This is a genomic window from Caldiplasma sukawensis (genome assembly GCF_052315375.1).
In the GTDB taxonomy this organism is placed as follows: Archaea; Thermoplasmatota; Thermoplasmata; order Thermoplasmatales; family Thermoplasmataceae; genus Cuniculiplasma.
In genome coordinates this window covers 1-24156 of record NZ_JBLSDG010000004.1, presented here as the reverse complement: position 1 = coordinate 24156, position 24156 = coordinate 1, and the positions used below count along the sequence as shown (strand labels likewise).

The 24156-nt window shown below is 33.5% G+C and carries 26 protein-coding genes and 1 tRNA gene; 16 read left to right on the top strand and 11 right to left on the bottom strand.

Annotated elements, in window-relative coordinates; genetic code table 11:
* Positions 1-132 precede the first annotated feature (132 nt).
* Genes ACNF4Z_RS03445 through ACNF4Z_RS03410 form a run of 8 tightly spaced genes read left to right on the top strand, consistent with a single transcriptional unit; the run spans position 133 to position 7769 of the window.
* Entirely contained in the window at positions 133-729 is a 597-nt protein-coding gene (locus ACNF4Z_RS03445) for a hypothetical protein (RefSeq protein WP_458327852.1), read from the top strand.
* A complete protein-coding gene (locus ACNF4Z_RS03440) occupies positions 730-1866 on the top strand; it encodes a hypothetical protein (RefSeq protein WP_458327851.1) in 1137 nt (378 codons plus the stop codon).
* The gene (locus tag ACNF4Z_RS03435; protein WP_458327850.1) at positions 1859-2818 is read left to right on the top strand and encodes an AAA family ATPase; all 960 of its coding nucleotides are present in this window, start codon (positions 1859-1861) and stop codon (positions 2816-2818) included. Before ACNF4Z_RS03440 ends, ACNF4Z_RS03435 begins: the two co-directional genes overlap by 8 nt.
* A gap of 4 nt (positions 2819-2822) precedes the next feature.
* Entirely contained in the window at positions 2823-4109 is a 1287-nt protein-coding gene (locus tag ACNF4Z_RS03430; protein WP_458327849.1) for a DUF58 domain-containing protein, read from the top strand.
* 4 nt (positions 4110-4113) lie between these two features.
* Positions 4114-4728, top strand: coding sequence for a hypothetical protein (locus ACNF4Z_RS03425; RefSeq protein WP_458327848.1), 615 nt, complete (start codon positions 4114-4116; stop codon positions 4726-4728).
* A gap of 51 nt (positions 4729-4779) precedes the next feature.
* Positions 4780-5331, top strand: coding sequence for a sterol desaturase family protein (locus ACNF4Z_RS03420; protein WP_458327847.1), 552 nt, complete (start codon positions 4780-4782; stop codon positions 5329-5331).
* Positions 5315-6841 carry a phytoene desaturase family protein gene (locus ACNF4Z_RS03415; RefSeq protein ID WP_458327846.1) on the top strand — a complete coding sequence of 509 codons (1527 nt, stop codon included), beginning with the start codon at positions 5315-5317 and terminating at the stop codon, positions 6839-6841. Before ACNF4Z_RS03420 ends, ACNF4Z_RS03415 begins: the two co-directional genes overlap by 17 nt.
* On the top strand, positions 6816-7769 hold the full coding sequence (locus ACNF4Z_RS03410; RefSeq protein ID WP_458327845.1) for a phytoene/squalene synthase family protein: 954 nt from the start codon (positions 6816-6818) through the stop codon (positions 7767-7769). Before ACNF4Z_RS03415 ends, ACNF4Z_RS03410 begins: the two co-directional genes overlap by 26 nt.
* Here the strand turns inward: ACNF4Z_RS03410 and ACNF4Z_RS03405 are convergent.
* Both ACNF4Z_RS03405 and ACNF4Z_RS03400 read right to left on the bottom strand, forming a co-directional pair.
* Positions 7766-8458: a lycopene cyclase domain-containing protein gene (locus tag ACNF4Z_RS03405; protein WP_458327844.1), complete on the bottom strand. Its 693-nt coding sequence runs from the start codon at positions 8456-8458 to the stop codon at positions 7766-7768. The genes ACNF4Z_RS03410 and ACNF4Z_RS03405 overlap by 4 nt on opposite strands.
* Complete coding sequence (locus tag ACNF4Z_RS03400) at positions 8459-11152, bottom strand: UvrD-helicase domain-containing protein (protein WP_458327843.1); 2694 nt, start codon at positions 11150-11152, stop codon at positions 8459-8461.
* A gap of 95 nt (positions 11153-11247) precedes the next feature.
* Here ACNF4Z_RS03400 and ACNF4Z_RS03395 point away from each other — a divergent pair, with 95 nt between their 5' ends.
* Entirely contained in the window at positions 11248-12639 is a 1392-nt protein-coding gene (locus ACNF4Z_RS03395; protein ID WP_458327842.1) for a protein kinase domain-containing protein, read from the top strand.
* Here ACNF4Z_RS03395 and ACNF4Z_RS03390 read toward each other — a convergent pair.
* Genes ACNF4Z_RS03390 through ACNF4Z_RS03380 form a run of 3 tightly spaced genes read right to left on the bottom strand, consistent with a single transcriptional unit; the run spans position 12626 to position 14524 of the window.
* The gene (locus ACNF4Z_RS03390; RefSeq protein ID WP_458327841.1) at positions 12626-13324 is read right to left on the bottom strand and encodes a hypothetical protein; all 699 of its coding nucleotides are present in this window, start codon (positions 13322-13324) and stop codon (positions 12626-12628) included. The genes ACNF4Z_RS03395 and ACNF4Z_RS03390 overlap by 14 nt on opposite strands.
* Positions 13325-14152 carry a VWA domain-containing protein gene (locus ACNF4Z_RS03385; protein WP_458327840.1) on the bottom strand — a complete coding sequence of 276 codons (828 nt, stop codon included), beginning with the start codon at positions 14150-14152 and terminating at the stop codon, positions 13325-13327.
* A 51-nt stretch (positions 14153-14203) separates the two neighbouring features.
* Positions 14204-14524 (bottom strand): hypothetical protein, encoded by a 321-nt coding sequence (locus tag ACNF4Z_RS03380; RefSeq protein ID WP_458327839.1) that lies wholly within the window; start codon positions 14522-14524, stop codon positions 14204-14206.
* A 112-nt stretch (positions 14525-14636) separates the two neighbouring features.
* On the opposite strand from ACNF4Z_RS03380, the gene ACNF4Z_RS03375 reads away from it, so the two are divergent.
* Together ACNF4Z_RS03375 and ACNF4Z_RS03370 are read left to right on the top strand one after the other, a co-directional pair.
* Entirely contained in the window at positions 14637-15542 is a 906-nt protein-coding gene (locus ACNF4Z_RS03375) for a heterodisulfide reductase-related iron-sulfur binding cluster (RefSeq protein WP_458327838.1), read from the top strand.
* Positions 15539-16678 (top strand): LUD domain-containing protein, encoded by a 1140-nt coding sequence (locus tag ACNF4Z_RS03370; protein WP_458327837.1) that lies wholly within the window; start codon positions 15539-15541, stop codon positions 16676-16678. Before ACNF4Z_RS03375 ends, ACNF4Z_RS03370 begins: the two co-directional genes overlap by 4 nt.
* On the opposite strand, the gene ACNF4Z_RS03365 is transcribed toward ACNF4Z_RS03370, so the two are convergent.
* The 3 genes from ACNF4Z_RS03365 to ACNF4Z_RS03355 all read right to left on the bottom strand — a co-directional run bounded on the left by ACNF4Z_RS03365 (position 16673) and on the right by ACNF4Z_RS03355 (position 18706).
* Positions 16673-17635, bottom strand: a complete 963-nt coding sequence (locus tag ACNF4Z_RS03365; protein WP_458327836.1) for a glycosyltransferase — start codon at positions 17633-17635, stop codon at positions 16673-16675. The genes ACNF4Z_RS03370 and ACNF4Z_RS03365 overlap by 6 nt on opposite strands.
* 121 nt (positions 17636-17756) lie before the next feature.
* Entirely contained in the window at positions 17757-18305 is a 549-nt protein-coding gene (locus ACNF4Z_RS03360) for a hypothetical protein (protein WP_458327835.1), read from the bottom strand.
* Positions 18306-18361: 56 nt separating this feature from the next.
* Entirely contained in the window at positions 18362-18706 is a 345-nt protein-coding gene (locus tag ACNF4Z_RS03355; RefSeq protein ID WP_458327834.1) for a hypothetical protein, read from the bottom strand.
* A gap of 101 nt (positions 18707-18807) precedes the next feature.
* Here ACNF4Z_RS03355 and ACNF4Z_RS03350 point away from each other — a divergent pair, with 101 nt between their 5' ends.
* Positions 18808-19836 (top strand): SIS domain-containing protein, encoded by a 1029-nt coding sequence (locus ACNF4Z_RS03350; RefSeq protein WP_458327833.1) that lies wholly within the window; start codon positions 18808-18810, stop codon positions 19834-19836.
* Here the strand turns inward: ACNF4Z_RS03350 and ACNF4Z_RS03345 are convergent.
* Entirely contained in the window at positions 19833-20003 is a 171-nt protein-coding gene (locus tag ACNF4Z_RS03345) for a hypothetical protein (RefSeq protein ID WP_458327832.1), read from the bottom strand. The two genes, ACNF4Z_RS03350 and ACNF4Z_RS03345, sit on opposite strands and share 4 nt — an antisense overlap.
* Positions 20004-20066: 63 nt before the next feature.
* Entirely contained in the window at positions 20067-20831 is a 765-nt protein-coding gene (locus tag ACNF4Z_RS03340; RefSeq protein WP_458327831.1) for a molybdopterin-binding protein, read from the bottom strand.
* Between the two features lie 234 nt (positions 20832-21065).
* On the opposite strand from ACNF4Z_RS03340, the gene ACNF4Z_RS03335 reads away from it, so the two are divergent.
* The 4 genes from ACNF4Z_RS03335 (at position 21066) to ACNF4Z_RS03320 (ending at position 23323) form a co-directional block, all read left to right on the top strand.
* Entirely contained in the window at positions 21066-21626 is a 561-nt protein-coding gene (locus ACNF4Z_RS03335) for a hypothetical protein (protein ID WP_458327830.1), read from the top strand.
* Positions 21626-22180 (top strand): hypothetical protein, encoded by a 555-nt coding sequence (locus ACNF4Z_RS03330; protein WP_458327829.1) that lies wholly within the window; start codon positions 21626-21628, stop codon positions 22178-22180. The genes ACNF4Z_RS03335 and ACNF4Z_RS03330 overlap by 1 nt, the downstream gene beginning before the upstream one ends.
* A gap of 44 nt (positions 22181-22224) precedes the next feature.
* Complete coding sequence (locus tag ACNF4Z_RS03325; RefSeq protein WP_458327828.1) at positions 22225-23205, top strand: type IV pilin; 981 nt, start codon at positions 22225-22227, stop codon at positions 23203-23205.
* Positions 23206-23250: 45 nt separating this feature from the next.
* Positions 23251-23323 (top strand) — tRNA-Gly (locus ACNF4Z_RS03320).
* A 65-nt stretch (positions 23324-23388) separates the two neighbouring features.
* Here the strand turns inward: ACNF4Z_RS03320 and ACNF4Z_RS03315 are convergent.
* Positions 23389-23955: a tetratricopeptide repeat protein gene (locus ACNF4Z_RS03315; RefSeq protein WP_458327827.1), complete on the bottom strand. Its 567-nt coding sequence runs from the start codon at positions 23953-23955 to the stop codon at positions 23389-23391.
* Between the last annotated feature and the right edge of the window lie 201 nt (positions 23956-24156).

Below are 24156 nucleotides of genomic sequence, written 5' to 3'. Positions count from 1 at the left end.
GATCTTATTCATATAAATAAATATATAATAATTTTTGTTTTGATAGTTGTATCCGTCATAATACTGTTATATTCAATAATCTCAAGAAATAAATCAAGAAATGCAAAAAAAAGAAGTCAGGGTCAGGCATTGTTGCAATATCCTGATCCTAACAATCAGATTATTGATGAAAAAGTAGAAATAGTTACAGTAGAAAAACAAGATATAAAAAATGAGAGAAATAACCTCACTCTAAAATCAATTCCATTTAAAGGATGGGGTGGCCCTGAAATTATTGATTTTACAGAAATACCTCATGATCTACCACTTATATGGGATTATGAAACTTCCTTAAAAATAAAAACCCCAGAGGGTACAATATTAAAAAAGTATAGTACTGACAATTGGGAGGAAGTTCCTTCCGATTTTTGCAATATAGGATTGGGCAATAACAGATTTGAAGCAGTATTTGGTGGGAAAAAGGATGAAAGGATAGTAAGAGGGACAAAGTACGAGCATGAAATAAGGGATACTTTACTTGTAAATCTTGACCATAATATAAATGAAGAAATAGTAAACAAAACAGTCAGGGAGATATTAAAAGGAAATGAAGATTCGAAGATTCTTATAGAAATATTTGAGAGGACAGTTTATGGAAAAAAGAAGATTGATAGAATGACATATGAAAAATTCATGCGTAATATAAAAACAGTATTTTCAAATCCAAGAATTCCATTCAGGGAGGATTGAATGGAAGAAAATAAAAGTAAAATAGGTAGAAATCTGTATTCATCATATACTCTTTATACAATATTTGGGGTACTCTTTGTAATAATAGGTTTTTTTTATCAGATTAATGGCCTTATAAATTTATTAATTATTCTTTTTGGAATAATTTTGATAATTCTTGGTGTCAGTGACTATGTAAGGAAAAGAATTTCATTAAATTACGGACTAACCATTAGGAACACATTTGTATATGGAACATTAATATGGTTTTTTTTATTCATAATTTTCACCTTATTTTCGGGAGTTTTTGTTCTACAATTTTTCAATATAAACTCTGGAGATGCTTTCCTTTTCAGTCTTCTAGTTGCTGCTACTATCTCAATATATTATGCTTCAAATCTTGATTTTATGATTTCAGCAAATGAGGATCTTTCCTCTTTCTTGCTTTCCTTCTCGTTCTCATTATTTTTTTTGATAGTGACTGTTCTCTTTCTACGGGTGGATTATGTTTCTTTCCCTGCATTCCTCCTTTTCATATTTCTGATGATAACATCATTTTTCCTGTTGAAGGTGAACGTAAATTCACCAAAATACGTTGAAGAAACAAAATATAAATCAATAACAAATTTTCTCCTATTCTACCGATGGAAAATAGCAGGGGAGATTGCAGTGAGCGCATTCTTATTTGGACTTTATTATCAATCTACCACTCTCCCATTAAGCATTTACATATTGCTAGTTGATATCATAATTATAATAATATTCCTTTTTGAGAATGTTTCAAAACTTGTATCCACTGGATATTCAAAGATCAATGATTACACAATGACAATATTCAACAAATTTACAATTGATAATAAATACACACAGATACCGGACCTTGAAATTTTCAAGAATTCGGTAGAAGAATTTAATTTATATGGAAAGAAAGATAAAATTTTGATATATTTAACTTGGCTGATCAGGAGAAACACAGATGATATTTCTTCAATTATGAAAATTCTATATCCAATTGTTGAGTATGAAAGACCCGTTCAGGAGATTCTTGGATTGAAGACAAACAGAGGAAGGAGGGAAGAGGAAATGGAAAGAAGAATGAATATTCTTAATTCCATATTAAAGCAGATAAAAAATTTAGGAGATGAAAAAGATGAGTGATAAACTTGAAAGCACGATTGAACAGAACTATGAAATATTGAAGGAGTCCATTGATGAGATTTGCTCATATTATGTGGGAAATAGGGAAAACATTGAGATGATGATGGCTGCAATAATATCAAAAGGACACATATTATTGCAAGACAACCCAGGAATAGGAAAAACTTTTGTATCCAAACTCTTTAAAAGTGTTCTTGGAATAGGCTATAGAAGGATACAGTTCACTCCTGACCTTTTGCCTGCGGACATTACTGGAACAAAAGTGTGGAGACAGAGCACATCTCAGTTCGATCTTATAAAAGGTCCAATATTTACAAATCTTCTGCTAGCTGATGAGATCAACAGAGCTCCCCCAAAAACTCAGGCTGCTCTCCTAGAAGCAATGGAAGAAAAGCAGGTTACAATAGAGGGAGATACGGAAAAAATTGAAAAACCTTTCATTGTTTTTGCAACTCAAAACCCAATAGAATTCGAGGGAACATATCCATTACCAGAGGCTCAGCTTGACAGATTTATGATTCAGATTTCATTTGGTTACCCAGAAGACGATCTTGAGGTTGTAAGAAGAAGAAGGATATGGAAAACGGATGATCCAAGCGATAATGCAAGGAAAGTTATGAATGCCGCAAAGCTCATTGAAATTCAGGAAATGACTGAGAATATTGAAGTTGATGAAAAGATAATGAAATACATTTCATCATTTGGCACCATTAGAAAAGACAGAAGGGTTCTTGGTGGACCTAGTCCCAGAGGTATAATTTCCCTGTTCAGATTATCAAGGGGCATGGCACTTGTGAGAGGTAGGGATTACGTTATACCTGATGACGTGAAGGATGTTGCAATACAGTGCCTCTCTCACAGAATAATACTGAAGTCAGAATTTGTGATGGAGGAACTAAAATCATCAGATGTTATTCTGGACAATATGAAAAAACTTGAGGTGCCCAAGTGATTATATGATACCGTCCTGGAATAAACAGGTAATGGCCATTCTTATTCTTTCAGGCACTGTAATAATATTTGGCGTATTGGCAGATATTGAACTCATATTTGTGGTAATGATATTTTCTTTTTCAATCTCAATGCTGATAATATATACAGGGAAAAAAGGTGATTTTTCCATAAAATATTCATTACCCCAGACAGTAAATGTTAATGATATTCTGGATGTAACTGTGAGCGTAGAGGTAACCAAAGGAATAGGAATGTTCAATTTTTATCTCCCTGTTTACAAGGAAATGGAAATAAGAGATGGAACAAATGTTCATATGATTTTTAAGGGCTTCAGGAAAAGGAAAGTTTCCTACACTTATAAAATAGAAGCCATGAGAAGAGGTGTGTTCAGCTGGAAAGAGATTGTTGTTGAGTATTCACCAATATTTGGAAAAGGCGGCAGATTTGTAAGAAAAATAAAAATTCCTCAGAAAATATATGTTCTGCCAAAAATTAGCATTGTTAAGAGAACACAGATTCAATTAAGGTCCAAAACTTTTGTTCCAAGATTTTCATATGCAATGATAGGCCCGGATACAAATGATTTTGAAACAATACGAGAGTACAGCCCAGGGGATTCCTATAAAAAAATAAACTGGAAAGCTTCTGCAAGAAATTTTTCAAAAAATCAGCTAATGGTGAACGTTTATGAAAAGGAGGGCCTGAAAACATACTTATTTTTACTGGATGTTTCATTTTCAATGCTAAAGGGGACAACTTTTGAAAACCCTCTTGAATATGCTATTCCTTTTATTCTTTCTGCCAGCAATTATCTTTTATCAAAAAATAATAGTGTAGGTTATTTTCAACTTTCCGGAAACAACCTTAAGAATCTAGAGTATTACCTCCCATCAACTGGGTCAAATGTCTTTGAACAGATAAGGAAGAGACTTCTTCTTGTTGAGGGTAGGCCAATTACAAGGGATTCTGAAAATTTAATTGACAGGAGAATTATCAATACTGTGATTCAAAGCAGACCAAAAATACTCATATTAACAAACATTGACAAACTGAATCTAAGAAGAATAAGAAACATTGCAGGTAGACTTAGATCATTTGGTGGTGATCTTACAATTATAGATATCAGATACGAGGGCATCATTGCATCAAGAATGGGCGAGGGTGCCGAACTTATTTATAAAAAGGTTGAAAACAACAAATATGGAAATCTTAAGGTGCTTAGTTGGGATCCCTATGAAGAATCATTGGGAAGATTCCTTTTGAGAACTGCAAAATCCTCAGGGTGGTGACATTATGAATAGAAACATCTTATTACTTATTTCAATAGTGTTAAGTTTAATATTCTTCATTTTTTTCTATCTCTCCATTTCCAGTCCAGTAGGATACCTTCTTTTTGTTTTATCATTATTTTTCTTCGTAATTTCAATAATTGATTCCATAACCATGAATTACAAGAAATCTGATCTGAGAAAATTTTCAATTGTAAAATTTATATTTCCACTTTTCTCAGGTGTTGCATTTCTCATGTCCTCAGGCATCATATCAAAAATCAGCGGAATATCGCCTCCCATTGATCCTACAGATGTAAACTTCCTTTCCCTTCTTTATGTATTTCCTTTCATATACCTAATACTTGTCTCCGGTTATGAAACCTCAGGCAAAATTAAATTTCTAACCTCCAGATCTGGATATGAAGAGGATGAAATTCGAATTGAAATGGATGCTTTCTCAGGTCATCTAATATTCATAGCACTTATTTCCCTTGGAACCAGTCTTCTCTCCCTCCTTTTTCTGATTTTGATACCTTCACTGAATATAGGTCTCATACCTGCATTAATTCTCTTTCTTTCTGTCTATCTCATGGCAATAATCCTGTTTTTCAGAAGAGGAGAAATAGACGAGGATTAATGTAAAAAAAAATTTTACGACAATTCATTTATTTAATTAAGATTAAAAAATATGAATATAAGTGTACTTTACTATGGAATACCCATTGCCATAGTAACAGCCTTTGGAATGGAGCTAGTAGCATATCTGCTTCACAAATATGTGATGCATGGCATAGGATGGTATTTTCATGAAAGTCACCACAGACCTCCTGGAACAAGGAAAGGTATATTTGAAAAGAATGACGTTTACTCAATAAGTTTTGCACTACTTGCTATTTTCTTTTTTGTAGAGGGAATTGAAAACATAGCTATGCCATACCTGTGGATAGGCATTGGGATGACAGCATATGGAATAGGATATGCAGTATTTCATGACGTAATATTCCATCAGAGAATTAAGGTAAAAAGGCCTCAATTCAGCAAATATCTGAACAGAATAATAGCAGCCCATGAGATACATCACAGGTACAGCAGAGGAAAAAAGGGTTACAGCTACGGTTTCCTCTATGCATCAAAATTTTACAGCCAACCAGATATAGTGAAGAAATTCCCTGAATACATTAAAGAAAAGGAAGAGAGAAGAACAGCGCCAGGGGGGAAAAAGAATGAAAGAACTTCCTGAGGCTAGAAAAGTAGGAGTAATAGGGGCAGGACTAGCTGGATTGTCAACGTCAGCGATACTTTCAAACATGGGATACAAAGTGGATGTGTTTGAAAAGAATACCTTTCCAGGAGGAGTGGCCTCCACAATAAACGAAGAGGGATTCACATTTGACAAAGGCCCTTCATGGGTAATGATGCCTGAAGTATTCAGAATGTTCTATTCAAAACTTGGTGAAAATATAGACGAACATCTAACCTTGATAAAACTCAATCCCCAATACAAAATATTTTTCGAGGATGGAAAAACCCTCACGGTGCCAGAGGGATACGAAAATATCAGAGATGAGTTTAGTAAGTTTGAAAATATGGGTGGGGAAAAACTAGACCGATTCATAGAAGATTCAAGAAAGAAATATAGTGTGTCACTTTCAAAGTTTCTATGGCACAATTACGAAACAAAGGGGGAATTGTTGAAGTTATTCACAATGGCAAGAAAAGAAAGGATAAAATTAATGGAATCCTATCACAAACACGTATCAAAGTACTTCAAAAACAAGGATCTGCAGAAGGCACTTGAATACACAACGGTGTTTCTAGGGGGTTCACCCTATAACATACCATCAATTTATGATTTAATGGTTTCCGTGGATTATGACAATGGCATATGGTATCCACTTGGTGGGATAGGAAAGATTGTGTCTTCGCTGTTCAGGATAGCAGAGGAGAATGGAACATATTTTCATCTTGGAGAAGAGGTAAAATCTCTGGATATTGGCAGCGGAAAGATGGTGAATGGAATTAACACAATAAACATGTATTACAAGGAAGATTATGTTGTTTCTGCATCAAATTATGCAATGACTGAAACACAATTAATAGATAAAAGATTTACAACATATGATGAAAAATTCTGGAAAAAGAGAACGTGGTCACCTTCTGTAATAATGATGTATCTGGGAATTGAAGGAAAAATAGAAAATCTTGAGCATCACAACCTTTTCCTTATGGACAGGTGGGAAGATCACTTTGATACCATATACAACAAACACACCTGGCCTGAAAAATTTTCATTTTATGTATCAATGACAAGCAAGACTGATCCAAAGACAGCACCCAAGGATCATGAGAGTGTTGTTGTTCTTATTCCTGTCTCTCCAGGGCTAACAGGATCAGAAGATATGTATGAAATGTACCTAAGAAAAGTTCTACTGAGAATTGAAAGAGATACTGGGGAAAACCTGGCAAACAGGATAGTTTACAAAAAAATCATAGGACCTGAGTACTTTAAAAACACATATAATTCCTACGAAGGTACTGCTTTTGGACTTGCCCATACCCTGGGTCAGACTGCAATGTTCAGACCAAAAAACAGAAGTAAAAAACTTATGAATCTATTTTACACAGGCCAATACACAAACCCTGGAATTGGTATGCCAATGGTTCTCATTTCATCAATGATAGTTTCTGAGATGATAAATAACTTCCACATGGGGGTGAAAAAAATTGAGCAGGAAATCACAATACAGTAAAGACTTTGCAAGAATGTGTGATAGAATATTCAGAAAAGGTAGCAAAACATATTATAACAGCAGTAAACTCTTTCCTGCTTCAATAAGGGAAGAGGTTTCAACCCTTTATGCCTTCGTTAGGGTAGCAGATGATCTTGTGGATGCAGTACCTCAAAAAGTTAAAGAATTTATGAACTTTAGAAAATCAGTTGAGGATGAGTTAACAGGGAAAGATTCCAAAAATCCCATAATAAAAAATATGGTAAAACTTGCAAAGGATAAAAAATTCGAAATTACATGGATAATAAAGTTTCTTGACAGCATGGAGATGGACATATACAAAAAAAAATATGATACCATAAATGAAACCATAGATTATATGTACGGTTCCGCCGAGGTTATAGGCCTTATGATGTCAAAGATAATGGGCCTGGATTTCAGGGCTTACCCTTCAGCCAGAATGCTTGGCAGGACAATGCAGTATATAAACTTCATAAGGGATATTCTTGAGGATATATCACTTGGAAGACAGTACATTCCAACAAATGATCTCAATGAATTTGGGCTTGAAAGCCTGACCGTGGAAGAAATAAACAAAAAAAGAGAAAATTTCATTGAGCTTATGAAATTTCAAATATCAAGGTATGAAGAATGGGACAGATATGCAAGGGAAGGTTTCAGATATATTCCTTCAAGATTGCTCATACCCATTAAAACTGCCACTGACATGTACCTGTGGACAGCCAGAAAAATAGAAAAGGATCCAATGGTGGTACTTGAGAGAAAGGTCAAACCGTCAAAGGTAAGAATAATGATGACCGGCATGATAAACACGTTCTACTGTCCTCTGTACAGAATAAAGGTCAGATTGATTGATGTGAGAGAGGATTACAATGAAATTAATATAATAACTGAATTTGAGAAGGCAAAAAAAGAGATGAAACTCTAATTTATTTTTATTGAAAAATAACGGTAGAATATATAATAAAACGATAGCAGAGAGAAATTATAGATAAAATCCTCCATAGGTATTGTGGTTATTCTTCCATTCCAGGAACCTATTGTTAGTATTGTGTGTATATGATACTCCACAACTGGAAGGGATGTCAAAAGGTAATTTACTATTAGAAAAGCGATAAATCCAAAAAGTGAAAAATACCAGAAAAGGTTGCTGCGAAATGCTTTCTGTTTCATTAAAATCTGTGACAAAAGTAAAATTTCAAGTGCTATTAGATCAAGAAAGAGATACTGCTCATTAATTGAAAAAAATATAGCAGGTATTACAAGAATTGCTGCAATTAAATTTACATAGAAAAACCACTTATTTTCGTATGTCTTTTCCTTTATGTATCTTGATAAATATTCAAGCACAAAGAACATAGCAAAAGGAACCACGAAGAAGAAGAGGACCTCTTCAATGGGAAGATCAACTATTCTTATATTAAGGACATATTTTTCATTGAAATACCAGTCCCTGTTGGTTACAAGCATGTCCCAGATAATATAAGGTATGGCCACAGGTAAAATTGAAAGTATAATGACTCTGTATTTCTGAATATAATTCATTTTTGATATGATTGAAAGAAAAAATGGACCTGCAAATACAAAAATATCAATTATAAGATATGCTGGAAACAATTAGTTCATCTCTCTAAAAATCTCTTCCCTAAATCTTTTAAACAATCTCGAGGCATATGAATTATACTCTTTATCATCCTGTAGTACTTTTGATGCCAGATATTTCACATCATTTCTCATTCTTTCAAATTCCATCAACGATGATTTAACATACTGAAGCTTATCTTCTATCTCAGTCCCCTCCCTGATCTCCCAGTGATGATTATAATTTCCAATATTAACACGTTCGTCCCTTAAAAGAAGATAGACAATATCATAGTATATCTCATCCATGGTTTTATTCTCTTCAATGCTAAACATCTTTGTATAAAGTGATAGTTGCTTACTGTGATCATCCATATCTGTTCTCTTAGATGTTTTAAAATCAATAACTATGTATTTACCATTATTCATTTTTGCAACTGCATCAATTCTTCCCTCTATAAGGAGATCAGTATCAACATCCGGAAAAATTTCCTTTGCCCTTCTTATGTATTTTTTTTCTGATGAATTCCAGGTTGCGTTATATATTTTTTTTAGCTCTTCCTCGTATTTGAGAAAATGCTCCCAGGCTTTCCTGTCCTCGTCCTTTAGATTTTCAGGTTTCTTGTTGCTTTTTATATAATTTTCAATCATTGAGTGAATGGAGGTCCCAAAATCAAGTGCTTCTTCCGAACGCCTGTAATTCAATATATAATTCAATATGAATTCATGAATTTTATTGACAGTGGAAAGCATTGAATAAGACACTTTTCTGAAATCTTTTAATTTTTTTTCCATGAATTTCAGCAACCATTGATCAGATTTTTTCTCATCGGATTTCTTCAATTCAAGAAGACTTATGAATTCATTCCTTGTAAATTTGAACTCCTCCATTGTACAATTTTCATTATAATATCTGTTTTTGTTTTTCTGGTCAATTACTATGTATAGGTTGTTTTCAGTCCTTGTCATGGCAACAAAATCTATCCTGGCTTCCTCAGCCTCCCTCTCTTGCAGGCCATATTTTAAATTAAATTGATCACCAATTGCTTCCACAACAAAATCAACAGGCGAAGGGTTCCTTTTCTCTATGGGCAATGGAACATAAACTACATTTTTAAACTGAAGACCCTTTGCCTTATGCACTGTAATTATGTTTATATTACCCTTCTCCTCATTGTCATCATCAGTGTCCATTGCGTTTGGCTGGGATAAATAATCCCTTATATCCTCAAGTGTACAATGATCAATATCACCGAATATTTTTATAAAAACTGAGAGGGAGTCTCGCATATCCTTTGCTGTCCTAAATTTTTTCTCAGACATGATAGATTCTGGAACAATGTATTCATCGAACAACCTTATCACATCAGAATATCTACGGTTGTATTTTTTTCTCAAATTAATGAGATTTTCATTCAGATAGTCGGATGGTTCAAATTTTTTTCCTGAATATTCACTCCTTCTTATTTTATCACTTAATTCAAGTGCCTCCCTGAGATCTATTCCTGAATAAGAAGAATATATCATCCTTATTATATCCTCAGGGGAATCACTGAAAATGCCTGATATGAAGTCCACAATATCATTTCTCTCGTCCTCAAATCCTGTTGAACCGGAGATTTTCCTAAAATTAATGTTGTTTTCTTCCAAGACTTCGGCCATCTCACTTGCCTGATCGTTAGTTCTTACAATTATTCCCACAGGAAAATCTTCGCTTTTCATATTTTTTATTATATTAAGGACGGCCAGTTTCTTTTCATCGCTCTGACATATGTATAATTTGACATTGCCCCCTTCACCCTCTTTGGCTGAGTGTAGATTTTCAAGATCATTTATGTCATCATTGCTAACAAGTTTGTCATTCATGAATGACTTTACATACTGAACAACACCACTGTAAAGCCTCCAGCTGGATGAAAGTACATCTTTTTCATTTGATTTATTTATTTGAACATTAATAAGACCACCCTGAAATCCAAATATTGCCTGCTTTTTGTCTCCAACAACAGTCAAATTTTGCCCACATTTCTTGGCCAATTCCATTTCCAATTGGTTCATATCCTGCATCTCATCAACAAAAACGTAATCATAATCCAGAGGATTCTCCCTGATAATCTGAAGCGCAAAGCTTATTACATCATTGTAGTCCATAGAGTTTTTTGGCTTATTTCTCTCATAATAAAGAAAAGCCTTCACAAATTCCTCTCCAAGTTTTATTATCTCTTCTCTCCTGTAATTTTTAATGCTAAAACCTCTGCTGAATTCGCTGTTCATATAAATTTTCATTTTTTCAGTGTCTATATTTTGTGGATAAATTCCAAAACTCTTAAGGAATCTTAATGCGTTTGTAATCTGGCCTACGTTAATAATGTAGGGGTAAGAGCCGTCTATGTAATGTTTTCCATAATTCAATACACTATTTTTAGTGAAATATTTTAGGAGCATGTACCTGATGAATCTTTCAGGGAGAATTGATGCTTCTCCAAAATTCTCATAAATTATGGATAGGGATAGTGAATGAAATGTTTCAACATCAGGAAACTTAACATTATTTCCCATATTTTTAAAAATTCTATCTTCCATGTTGTCTCTGGCCTTTCTTGTGAATGTAAGGCATAATATTTTTGAAGGATCAATTCCATTATTAATTAATTCAATTACTTTTTCTGAAATCCACTTAGTTTTGCCTGAACCAGGATTTGCAGTAATACATTTTACAATCTGTTCCATGATCAATTAACTTTATCTCAACTTTTTTAATATATTTTATTTTGTTTTTCAACAAATTCAATAAACTTAAAAATATGAATGTATTAAATAATAAAATGGACAGAGAAATAAAGAATGCGCTCGGTGTCAGAAAAAGCTGGCGCCAGAAAATTTTCAGAAAATATTCGTCGAAAACACCTACGGTGAAAATATCAAAAATTCTGGATCAGAATGGAAGAGTTGTTTTGAGATTAATGGATCAGGATGAGAATTACATAAGGAAGGTGGAATTCACACTTAGGGATTATGAATTAAGGGACAGGATCATGAAAATGAAAAAAGACGGAAAGGGTCTCTTCATTAAAAAATTGCGGATTGAAGATGGGAAAAAATACCACATTTCATTTTACGTGATCACAAAGGATGATAAATACACCAGATTGGAAATGGATCTTGATGAAATTCAGGATGAAACAAAAGATATAAAAGCAGAGATCTCAAAATTGAAATATAGTAATAATGAAAAGAACTTTGAGAATGAATCGTCTGCCATTAATGATGCAGCAAAGGATGAGATGCCAGTGTCAAAAAAGAGATCCTGGCCAAATTCATCTGCCTATTCTCAGACATTGCAAAATGTAAAATTTTCAATATCCAAGAAATACAAGGAGCTTGAAGGCATAGAAATATTAAAAAATGAAAATGTTGCATACCCTACCCTTATTTATGGGGCTGGAAATTTTGGAGTCGTTTTTAAATACAAAAAAAATGAAAATTATTATGCTCTTAAATGCTTCACAAGGGGCAGTCAGTATATTGATTACAGATTTGAAAAAATAAGCAAAAATATAAATTCAGCAAAGTTAGATTTTCTTCTTGATTTTAGATATTATGAAGATGGTGTCAGAGTATTACAGAGGCCTTCGGAATATTTTCCCATAATAACAATGAACTGGATAGAGGGTGAAACATTACATTCATACATTGATAAAAATTACGATAAATCAGAAAAAATGAGATGGCTATCCAACACAATAATTGAATATATTTTGAAAATGCAAAAATATAATATTGCTCATGGTGACCTTTCATTGGATAATATAATAATTGATAAAAGAGGTAAACTGTGGCTGGTTGACTACGATGGAATGTATGTGCCTGGATTGGAAAAACTTGGATCTGAAGAGCTTGGTCACGAGGCTTTTCAGCATCCAAACAGAGGAAAATATTACGGACCAAAGCTGGACAATTTTTCCGGGCTGGTGATGTATTCAAACATATATGCAATAAGTAAAAATCCGGATTTCTGGAAATACAACAATCATGATCAGGATAAACTATTAATGGATGGAAACGACTTCAGAAATCCAAAAAAATCAAAGGTATTCCAGAAAATGAAGGAAACGGGAGGAAAAACGAAAAAACTAGCTGAAATGCTTGAAGAATTCTGTCTTCAAACCCCTGACTGGACTGGGATAGATCTTGCAAAACTTTCTAAAATGAAATGATCACCGCAGTCAGATCGTCATTCTTTATTCTGCCCTTTTCCCTCTCCTGATCAAAAAAATTTTTCATATTATAGTTTTCCTTAACCTTTTGAAATCCCTTTACACCATTTGAAATTACATAGTTTGAAAGTGCATCTGTTGAGAGCATAAATTCAGAGAATTGGTTTTTGTTGAATTCAACCGAAACAAAATCAGATCTCTGTTTGTATTCCCTGTTATCAAGTGGTCTACCATAGCCGCTCCATAATAATCTGGGTGTAATGCCAAAGGCTTTGCTGTCTTGAATTGGAAATGAATAAAGTTGCTTTTCCATTATTCCTATGAAGCAGCTATCCCCCACTGAAAATATTTTTATTTTTTCCCCCTCAAATCTGCAGGATATGAACGTTGCATATGACCCTGTTATTGCTTTGTTCTTCACATTCCACTTGAGTTCGTCCCACTTTATTCCATTAAACCATCGGTCCCTTGCATTTTGGAGGAATTTTACCTTATTATCAGTATATTCAAGGTCATAATTTCCATCCACAAATTCATCTACAAGAGATTTGGCCCAGAGGCCTGAGAATATTGAATCGCTGGCCCCATCAGCCACCGCTATACTTTCATCAGAGTAGGAATATGCATCCTCATTCTCTTCAGGTGTGTTTCCAAGTTTTTGAAAAGAAAAAGAGCATATTTCCATCTATTCTACCCTTGTATATGCGACCCTCGTTCCTATATCCAGTAACTTAATCAGATCTTCCAGTGAAGCATTGTATGCATATGCTCTTGATCCATTCCTTACATCAGAATACTCTTCCCTTGCAATTGCCATCATTGACTCAGGTATCACAGTTGACATGTTGAACATCTGTTCTGAGTGTTTATCTGCACTTTTAACCTCCGCAACGTCAACCGGGAATATTATTTTTTTCTCTGAACTGTTCTCAGAGAGATGACAGTTCCAGATCATAACATTTCCGTCATTTGTTGATAATTTCATTATGTCTTCAGCAATTTTTGTAGGGTCCCCGTCTGATGCTCCGCCGTCAGAGATGTTAATAAGAACTGGTGGGAATGAGTCCGGATGCTCCTTGATCCAGGAGTCAATCCATTCCTCTGCCATCATCAGTGCCTTAACCATTGGAGTGTCATAGGCTGCTGCAGGCTCAAACCATATTGGGGTTTCTATTTCTATCTCCTCTCCATCTATGACCGTCTTTCTCTTCTCTGTTCTAATCACATGCTTTTCCATTTCACTAATTGAGATTGGATGATCTGAAATCAGACCTCCTGCCTGGCCACTCTTAAATCCATAACCTATAACCGCAACATCAAAATATGGTCTGATTCCATCAGCCTTTGTACATCTGTTTATGAGCTCATTAATCTGAGAATTAATTGCGTTTGATGCCTCTTTCGCCTTTGAATCGTTGCCACCTGCCATCTTGTGGCTCATTGATCTTGATTGATCCAAAAGAAAAACAAAAAGTCCCGGGTTCCTTCTGCTTATTTCAGCTTCGTAAGTCATTGTTTGATAATTTTATATTATATAAAAATCTTATCTTATTAAAAAAAATGATCATTTTTTATAAACCAGTTCCGTAAGAGCCCCCACTATAATTATAATATAACCTATTATAAATATGCCAGGATATGCAAGAATACCGGCGATTGATATGACCATCATGGTTGTGAGACCTATATCTTTCTTGCTTGTACTGATTATTACACCAAGTATGGCAATTACGGAGAATACCATATTTATAACAATAGTTTGACTGTAGTTATAAACACCGAAGAATGATATTTCATGTGATAATTGACTGACAAATACAGATACAGCAGCTATAATAATATTTATAACAGCACCTATGAGACCTATTTTATAATAAAGTTTCATCAATAGAATATTTTTCTCAATGATATATTATTTTCTGAAATATTTCTTAATTCCTGATTAAAGCTTATTAATGAGTGTTCAGATTAATATATGCCAGTTCATTTTTTAAATTATGATCGAAGATGAAAAACTTTCAAAAATACTGAGAACTTTGAAAGATGTACTCTATCATAATTTGATGTCCAGTTATCTACCATTTCTTCTTGATAAAAAGGCAGCAACATTCTGGGCTTCCCAACTTGATATACCAAAAAATGGAAAGACCATATTTTTCACATCCTACATGTATCAGATGTCTGATGTTTTCAAAACATATGAAAAATTTACATCTAGCCTGGGTTTTCTTGGTAAATCTAAAATAGCATCAATAGCAGGTACCAAACTTATAAAGAATCAAAAAGAAAAAAGAGACCGTTCTGCTGAAATATTAAGAAAAATTTATTTGAAAATTTCAAATGCATTTCCACAATTATCATATCTTTACGAGGATGAGCCTTACAGCGGTGCTCTTCTATACGAACTTGGATTTATTAACGAATTCAAAGAATATGGAAAAAAACTTAATGAATTCTTCATTGAGAAGGGTGTTGAAATGATAATAACCGTGGATCCTCATACCACAAATGCTTTGGAAAACCTGAAAAAATTAGGCGTTTTCAATATAAAATTTTCACCATACTTTGATTTTATTTCTGGATTAAAGGGTGTGGGAGAATATACACTTCATGATTCATGCTTGTATTCAAAATTCTTGGGAAAACGGGACACCCTTAGGGACATGTTAAAGTCCTCAGGTCTAAATTTGGTTGAAAATGAATTTGTAACTGGAAAAAGTCTATCATTCTGTTGTGGAGCACCCCTGGGTCCCATTGATCCAAAAGTTTCGGAAAAAATTGCAGAGGAAAGGGCAAGGATTCTTAAAAAAACTGGAAAGGAGATTCTTGTTGTTTGCCCTCTATGTTACGAAAATCTTTCCCCCTACACTGAGGTTAAGGATATAATGGAGGTACTGTCATGAAATGGAATGAAATAATAGAAGGTATTAGCAATTCCCACCAGGAAAGATTTGAAAAAATAGCGGAGAAATACCCATATATTTTGAAAAAAGCTGAAAATTTAAGAGATAAAAAAATGGAAGTCATAAACAATCTTGAAAAATATACAGAAATGTCAATGAAATCAGTTGAGAAAACAGGTGGACATGCTTATTTTGCTAAAAATGCAGATGATGCGAGGAAAATAATAGGAAACATTACAGGGAGAGGTAAAAAAATTGTTTTTTCAAAGACTAACGCAGCTTATGAAATCAGATTAAGGGAATATCTTAGTGAACTTGGAAATGAGGTCTGGGAAACAGATCTGGGTGAATTTCTTGTTCAAATATCCAATGGATGGCCCTCACATATTGTTGAACCTGCCATAGATATGTCAAAAGAGGATGCAATAAGAAATCTGAAAAAAATTACAACAGGATTGAATGAAAATTCAGATGTTAAAGACGTTGTTGCTGTGGTCAGAAACTTTTTGATGAAGAAATATTTTGAAGCAGACATAGGAATTACAGGAGCAAATTCAGTTTCGGCGGACACTGGTTCAATTTTCCTTGTTGAAAATGAGGGAAATATAAGGATGGATACAGTGGTTCCACAAATACACATAGTTATTGTTGGTGTTGATAAGATAGTTCCTGAATTTTCAGATGGTTTTGATGAAGTGACAATTCAGGCAGCATATGCAGGACTATTTCCCCCTACTTATATAAATGTAACATCAGGTCCAAGTTCTACGGCTGATATAGAATCAAAGAGAGTTTCACCCGCAACAGGTCCGAAGGAACTTCATGTTATTTTTCTGGACAATGGAAGAATAGAGGCATCAAAAAATGATGAAATCAAGGAGGCCCTCCTTTGTATTAAATGCGGAAGATGTTATTTCTCGTGTCCTGTTTACCGTACCATAGGTAAAGAATGGATGGGAGAAAAATCTCCTTATAACGGACCAATGGGCGTAATGTGGAACTATATTACAAACGGAGACGGCCTTCCATCATTCTACTGTGTTCATTCAGGAGGATGCAAAGAAGTATGTCCTATGGGCATAAACATACCAGAGGTAATAAAGAAAATTAAAGAGAACAGTGGCAGAAAATTATGATAGTTTATATTCCTTCCCCCTCCATTCAATTGTTTTCTTTCTGATGCCAGATAAAAGATTCCAGAAATATACGAATGATATAATCAAGCTTACAAAAAATACCATCAACCTGTTTTCTTTTTCCCTTCTCACATTTATAAGTGTTGATACTAACCAAGGGATGTATCCAATTACAAAAATGTCAGATACATAAATGGAAAGGGGTATAAGGGAGAATAGAAAAAGAATGGTGCCTGTATAGATGAACATTCCTGAAATAAAGGCCATTTTGGAGTAGTTAACGCTTATTGCCATTTGCCTTGTGCTCCATTCCATAAACTTTTTTCGATCCTCGGAAACATGAACTTCAGGGGTAGCTTTTTTTGAGTACCCAATTTTAAAATTGTTTTCTGAACAAATTCCAGTAATGCTGGCATCATCTGAAACTGATTTGCAAAAGGTGTTAAAGTTTTCAGGGAATATTATATCTGAAGAAAAAGCCATTGAACCACCCCATACAAATCTTGAAAGTGGAAATTCCATCATATTTATGCCAAGCATTCCCCAAACCCGTTTAACATAGTTCCAGAATTTTTTACCTTCTGCAGGAATATACTCAGGATAAGTGCTTACTGCTGAAAATTCACCCTTAATTATTGGAGTTACCAGATAAGATAACCAGTTACTTGAAACCATGGTGTCAGAATCAACGACCACAAAAATATCAGTGTTTTGCTTAAAATAATCCATTGCAGTAGCTATTGCGTTAACCTTTCCACTTCCACCATAATCTTTGGAAAGTATTACCTGTATTTCATTTTTAATTAGAAGTTCATGAACAGGATCATGTTCACCATCAATCACGGCCACAAGCCTGTAATTTTTGTATGACTGATTTTTCAGAGCTTCCAGATGCTTCTCAAGACCCGGATCTATTCCCTTACAAGGAAGGATAACTGTCACTCTCTTTCCGTCCATAATAAGATCTTCTTTTTTATTTTCAATATTACGTGTATAAAATATTCTTAAAACCTGAAAAATTGTAATAAAAATTATGAAAATAATATATACAATTAATATTGAAATTTCAGGTATCATATTAGTTTGTGGTCTCTGTCTTCTTCTTTTTTCTTTCCCTTTCCTCTTCCATTTCCCTTGTCATTTTCTTTCCTCTCACTATGTTGAATATATCAGAAAGAGAAAGAACAGCGAATACCATTCCTATTATGAGTGAGAGAAAGAGGAAAGTTTCAATGAAGCCTTCATAGTTAGAACCCTTCAGGCTTGATACAACAGAAATAATAAAGTTGCTTAAAAGTGATAAAAGACCTATAAGTATTGTGTAGACAAAGAGTCTATTCACATGTGTAAAAACCGGTTGCTTCAGACTGTCTGGATGAAATATTGGCATCATGGATATGAGAACTGTATATGCAGCAAATAACAATCCCATTATGGTTCCGTAAAATTCCAAAATATTGGGGTTCGCATAATAGTTTTCAATGTTGCTTTTAAGAATTTCAGCAGCAGGGAGATACAGTGATGTAAAAGGATTGTTTATTAATACTGCCACTAAAACACTAATTAAAAAAGCGTTCCTTGCCCTGTAAAAACTATCAAGCTTGCCCTTTATTTTTATCTGGGCCATGCTTACCTATAGATTTTGGGTTTATAATTTTATAGATAAAGTGAAAAAAAGAACAATTAGAAAAATCGGAATGTTGCAGATTCAAGTACCTGTTCAATGTTTTCAAGTGTTCCTTCTTTATATTCCCCATCGATTAGAATATGGTTCCATTCTATTTCCAGAGTGAAAGTATCCTTATCATTTATAACTGAGAATTGAATTGATTTAATTCTGTCAAGTGAATTCTTTTCTGGGAAACATCTCAGAACTTCTGTTTCCATGTTGTCTGCATCCTTAATATAAGTGTAGTTCAAGAAGGAAATTTTGTAGCCATGTATATCATACTCTCTCAATTTTTTTATTCCCAGAAGATTGGAAAAATAAGACATTAAATTTGAATAATCCCCATCCTTTCTCTCCATGGATAAATGTGAATTGAATACTTTTTTAATAAACTATTGGAAAATATTCTCATTAAAAAAAAATTTACATAATGTTTAATCTCATGAGAAATTTATGATTTATGACAGATGAACTTCCGGAGATTAGAAAAGGGCATCCATATATTATGTATGAGATGCTCAAGGATTCAGAAAATGCAATTGAAAAGGCTTATAATGATGTTAAAAAAGTAGAAGTCTCCTATGAGAATGGAAATTTGACAATAACCGGAAATGGAACCTCTTATCATGCAGGATATATAGGGTCACTTTTTAATGGTGGGAAAAGAAAGGTACAAAGAATACAGTCATATGAACTTAATAATTATTCAAAACCCGAGAAAAATATTATTGCCATTTCCCATACAGGGAAAACAAAAACAACAGTAGATACTTTTAGAATATTCAATGACAGATTGAGGATAGGTATAACCCATGATAAATCATCTCCACTTTACAAAGAGGCAGATATACCTATTTTCATAAATGATAAGGATCTTTCCCTTTGCAACACAAAAGCCTTCTTTGACAATGTTGTATCAACAGCATACCTAATGTCCCTGTATGATGAGCCAGAGGATAAAATAGAGAATTATAAAAACAGGCTAAAAAACGAGCTTCGTAAGGGTGAGGATTTTGCCAAAAAAGCCGTTGATGAGATTGAAGATGAAATAAAAAATATCTTTGTTTTGGGTGCAGGAAATAATTATATTTCAGCAAGAGAAACTGCTCAAAAAATAAAGGAAGCCACACATATACATGCTGAGGGGATAGAACTGGAGGAATACAATCACGGATGCACATCAACAACTGATAAAAACACCCTTATCATAATAATAGGTAATGAGATTGACAGAAAAAGGTCTGCGTCAATAATAAAAGGTATAAGAAGGGTTGGTGCAAGTTCTATCACAATTAATGGGGAGGGTGATATAAATGTGGATATGGATACAAATTACCCCTGGGAAGTGCCAATATTATCAATGCCTTACATGTATTACACTGCATACTACCTTGCATTAAAGGTAGGAGTTAATCCGGATATTCTAAGATTGGATGAAAAAGAATATTACGATTTTGATATGGATATATTTCCACCAGGAGAACATTAATTATTTATTTTTTTGTTTGCCTTCTCTATTTTTTCCTCTATCTTTTTCAGTTCAAACGGATCCAGTGGACTGTTTCTTTTCTGAAGCTTCTTCTTTAGTTTTTCCCTTAACTTTACGTCTTTGCAAAGAGCTAAAGCACTTTCTTCAAATTTTTCCAGTTCCCTCATTTTCAGATCCTCCTGAGTTTGTCTTTAATCAAATATTTCAGTGTTATTTAAATGATTTATTTCTTAAATATCCTTAATCTCAGCATTATTGAGACCTGAAAGTCTGGACTTTAAAATCCCTTTTATTTCGTTTATCTGTTCCTCTGCTTTTTCTTTATTATCAAAATATCCGTAAATTTCTAATTTTAAGATAGGATTTTTAAATTCCTTTGCTTCAGGATGTGATTTGATGAAAAGCTCTGGAAATTTTTTATTGATTTCCCTTATTAATGGCGCAATAGCACTTTCCATTATTCCCTTTATGAGTATTTCCTTTGACATGTAATATAGGTCGGATTCACCAATTACACCATATATCTTATTGAGCATTGATCTCATTTCTGATGGGACTCCGGGAGTTGAGAAGATAAATTTTCCTCCAATCTTTATCAGAAATCCAGGAGCTGTACCCACATCATTTTCTATTATCATTGCCCCTTCAGGAAGCATTCCCATTTTTTTTCTCTCCTCAGTAATTTCCATGTTTCTCCTTAAATATAATTCTTTAAGGATTTTTATAGCATCTTTGTTTTCAGTTATTTTTAAATTAAAAGTTTCTGCAATGGCCTCTGCAGTTATATCATCGTGTGTGGGCCCGAGTCCTCCGGTTGTAATAACTGCCTGGCTATCTTTAAGACAGAAATAAATTGCATCACATATTTCCTCTTTTATATCCCTGCAGGAAACTATTTTCCGAATATAATGCCCTCTTTCAGTAAAAAAAGAGGATATTTCAGTTGCATTTGAGTTAACTGTTCTACCTTTAACCACTTCATTACCAATTGACAATATGGAAATAATCATAGAAATCCTGTTAAATTATTCAGGTTTGCAAGTAAAAAGATCACTATTGCCCATACAATTATAGCTATTATAACATACCTCATCTGTTTTCTTCGATCTTCCATTAAAATAGTAATTACCTAAGATTATAAATAATATTCATGAAAAATCATTTCATAATCACAATATAAATTATTTCACTAAGCAAATTGTATAAATATTAATTTTGTATAATAATTAATGGATCTGTCTTATTTTAGCAGGAAGTCAATATTTACCTATGGACTGCCATTACTAATAATTCCACCTGTACTTCTTGCAATAATAATACTGTCAGGTGATTTTTATTTTCTTGAATATTTCCACGTTATCTCTGGCTCTGCCTGGACAGGAATGGATCTTGTGATGGGGATATTTTTTGCATATATTATGAAAAATGTAACACAGATTGAAAGAGCAGAGATATCAAGAAGACTAATTCCTGTTATGATGTTTTTCATGCCAGCTATTGCAACAACAACAATAACAGCTGGAATTTATACTGCAATGAGTCTAAAGATAAGTTTTTTCAATTATTACTTTATGGCTGTGGCAATTCTTGCCTTAACAATGATGATTCTTGGCCTTCTTATATTTCTTCCTAATGAACTCAGAATATATATTGAAATGTCAAGAGGTGGAAAGAACGTAGACAGAATCGTTAAGCTCACAATGTTCAACCTTAGAATATCACTTATTCAGTTAATTTTGCAAATAGTAATAATTGGATTTATGGCTAATTTTGCAGTGGGGGTATACTGATGACATTTTTTGATAAATTAAAAAATAACAAACTATCTGCCGGTTCAGTTATTATTCCATGGCTCGCATTTATTGCTGCAATTGTTATTGGAAACGTTGTATTCCTGGATTATGTCCACGTATTGACAGGAGCAATCTGGACAGGATCTGACATTTTTCTCAGCATCATACTTGGCAGGGTTGTAAAAACTCTGGGTTCAAATCAAAAAGTGTCTATTGCGAAAAATTTAATCCCCATGACAATGTTTTATATCCCTTCAACTTCCCTGCTCACACCTGGAGCTGGGCTTTATCTGGCGATGATAGAAAAAGCATTTTCTTCTGTGAGTGTTCAGTTTATATATTCACTGATAGCACTTGGAGTAGTTCTTGTTGCAATTTCATTCCTGGTCATATTACCCTCATCTTATAGAATATTAAAAGCAGATGAAAAAGATTCAAATGGTGCCAATAAAATAATAAAAAATCTTGGTTATATAACAACATTTGCAGGAATACAAATGATACTCCAAATAATAATGATAGGCTTCATGGCTGTATTTGTTGTTTACTAAAGAGAGAGAAAGATTTATAGTGAATTTTAATTAATCTCTCCTTATTGAGGAATGTTTACCAAAAATCTGAAAGGGCAGTTTCTGCAATTATAGGCACCCTTTTGCTCATTGCCATAACGGTGGTACTTGTAACCACAATAGGAATATTTATAATAAAAAATGTTCCCTCTCAACCTTCTAGTATTCCCTCTTATCAACTGGTGATGGAAAGGATACCATCAAAGGATACAAACGCAGTCCTCCTTTATGTTCAACAGAATACAAAAAACGTTTACATTGGGAACTTTAAACTTGAAATAATATTTCAAAAATATTCTCATCCCATATATATTAATCTTTATCAGACCAGTTCAATATATGTACCGCCTCTTTATCTTAAATATGTTAATATAAATCCAACAGAAAGAGACACTTTTGAATACCTAAATTCCAGTATGGGATTATGCATTTTCTCACCTTTATCCTTAAATGTATCATATGTTAATCTTATCGACGAAGGTGTTAACTCTGTTGTTGGACAAACAGCGGTTTCAAATCCTTTAAATTATAATCAAACTTCAGGAAATGTATATTCGTATTATTATGTATCAACATTTGATACAAACATTACAAATCCTACTATTTCATATAAATATTCAGGAATTTATGAACTCTCGGATTACAAAAATAATATTACATTTGCATATAACAACTCTGACGACAGCTTTAATATATTTGGTGTAAGTGGACAGAAATATCCATTTTATGAACTTGATGGTGTGAACAACTCATACTGGTTTGAATTCTCTATACCCATTTACCTTCCAAATGAAAATAACGTTACAATAAAACTGTATGATACTGAACCAGGTTATCTCTATCTGATCAATAATACAGGTTCATTTCAGCCATTTAAAATAAATGTTACCCCCAGTGAAAATTTTTCTTCTTCATTCAGTGGAAAAATGTCTGGTATAATTATAATAGATGGCCTTTTTCAGTATAAGTATAGTAATGAAAAAATAGCAGTAAATGTGGAATACTGATTCTTAACCCAAAATTTATAAAATAATTATTAATTCAAGATACAAGCGGGTGTGGTGTAGCCTGGTAACACGCGAGCTTGCCAAGCTCGTGCCTCGGGTCCAAATCCCGGCACCCGCAATAATGAGGCAATTACAATTTTTAATTTTTTGATGTTTCAAGAAATAGTTAATATTTCTAATCTTTTATTTGCATAATTTTTCCTTTAAATCGATTAATATTTTTTCTTCTTTTTCAGTTATTGCTTCGTTAAGCTGTGAACAAACGACCTCATAAAGATCTTTTCTGCTAATAAGACCATTATAAAGGGCATCAGAGATTCTTTTAAATCCTTCAAATGCGTTGTCTATAATTGCCATTATCTCTGCATAACTCACAAGATAAAGAGGTTCATTTGGATCTAGTTTAATGGCCATATCAAATTCCTTTATGACACCGTAATAAAGTCTTAACCTCTTAAAAGAAATTCCCTTATCATAATGATAATCTGGATTGTTGGGATCAAGATTAATGGCTTTATCATACTCAAGTAATGATTCTTCATACCTTTCTAAAAAGGATAATATTAGTCCTTTAGTATAGTAATAATTAGGATTTTCTGGATTAAGACTAATTGCAGTATCAAATTCTTTTATGGCTTCCTCATATTTTTTTAAATTTGCTAACTCAAATCCTTTATTTTTATGGTATTCCGGATTTTGAATGCTATCATAATGGTTAAAACCCTTTTTTTCTTTCTTATTTCCATTCAATATAAATTAGAAAAATTTCATATTTTATAAAGGTTTGTAATAACATATAAATGAAATCATGGATAGTATCCCAAATCTTGTGTAAGAACAAATGAAATAACTCCATCAACAATGGATAAATTTCATGAAACATAAAAGGATGCCTCCTAAGAACAACCCAAGGAGGCAATGAATAATGGAAGAGTTTGATAAAAAGATATG

Coding starts and splice junctions, on each gene's coding strand:
- ACNF4Z_RS03355 (WP_458327834.1), bottom strand. CDS start 18,706: ATGGAGAGAAAGGATGGGGATTATTCAAATTTAATGTCTTATTTTTCC.
- ACNF4Z_RS03345 (WP_458327832.1), bottom strand. CDS start 20,003: ATGAGGGAACTGGAAAAATTTGAAGAAAGTGCTTTAGCTCTTTGCAAA.
- ACNF4Z_RS03350 (WP_458327833.1), top strand. CDS start 18,808: ATGACAGATGAACTTCCGGAGATTAGAAAAGGGCATCCATATATTATG.
- ACNF4Z_RS03425 (WP_458327848.1), top strand. CDS start 4,114: ATGAATAGAAACATCTTATTACTTATTTCAATAGTGTTAAGTTTAATA.
- ACNF4Z_RS03435 (WP_458327850.1), top strand. CDS start 1,859: ATGAGTGATAAACTTGAAAGCACGATTGAACAGAACTATGAAATATTG.
- ACNF4Z_RS03415 (WP_458327846.1), top strand. CDS start 5,315: ATGAAAGAACTTCCTGAGGCTAGAAAAGTAGGAGTAATAGGGGCAGGA.
- ACNF4Z_RS03400 (WP_458327843.1), bottom strand. CDS start 11,152: ATGGAACAGATTGTAAAATGTATTACTGCAAATCCTGGTTCAGGCAAA.
- ACNF4Z_RS03370 (WP_458327837.1), top strand. CDS start 15,539: ATGAAATGGAATGAAATAATAGAAGGTATTAGCAATTCCCACCAGGAA.
- ACNF4Z_RS03330 (WP_458327829.1), top strand. CDS start 21,626: ATGACATTTTTTGATAAATTAAAAAATAACAAACTATCTGCCGGTTCA.
- ACNF4Z_RS03440 (WP_458327851.1), top strand. CDS start 730: ATGGAAGAAAATAAAAGTAAAATAGGTAGAAATCTGTATTCATCATAT.
- ACNF4Z_RS03360 (WP_458327835.1), bottom strand. CDS start 18,305: ATGGCCCAGATAAAAATAAAGGGCAAGCTTGATAGTTTTTACAGGGCA.
- ACNF4Z_RS03395 (WP_458327842.1), top strand. CDS start 11,248: ATGGACAGAGAAATAAAGAATGCGCTCGGTGTCAGAAAAAGCTGGCGC.
- ACNF4Z_RS03380 (WP_458327839.1), bottom strand. CDS start 14,524: ATGAAACTTTATTATAAAATAGGTCTCATAGGTGCTGTTATAAATATT.
- ACNF4Z_RS03375 (WP_458327838.1), top strand. CDS start 14,637: ATGATCGAAGATGAAAAACTTTCAAAAATACTGAGAACTTTGAAAGAT.
- ACNF4Z_RS03390 (WP_458327841.1), bottom strand. CDS start 13,324: ATGGAAATATGCTCTTTTTCTTTTCAAAAACTTGGAAACACACCTGAA.
- ACNF4Z_RS03365 (WP_458327836.1), bottom strand. CDS start 17,635: ATGGACGGAAAGAGAGTGACAGTTATCCTTCCTTGTAAGGGAATAGAT.
- ACNF4Z_RS03335 (WP_458327830.1), top strand. CDS start 21,066: ATGGATCTGTCTTATTTTAGCAGGAAGTCAATATTTACCTATGGACTG.
- ACNF4Z_RS03385 (WP_458327840.1), bottom strand. CDS start 14,152: ATGACTTACGAAGCTGAAATAAGCAGAAGGAACCCGGGACTTTTTGTT.
- ACNF4Z_RS03420 (WP_458327847.1), top strand. CDS start 4,780: ATGAATATAAGTGTACTTTACTATGGAATACCCATTGCCATAGTAACA.
- ACNF4Z_RS03430 (WP_458327849.1), top strand. CDS start 2,823: ATGATACCGTCCTGGAATAAACAGGTAATGGCCATTCTTATTCTTTCA.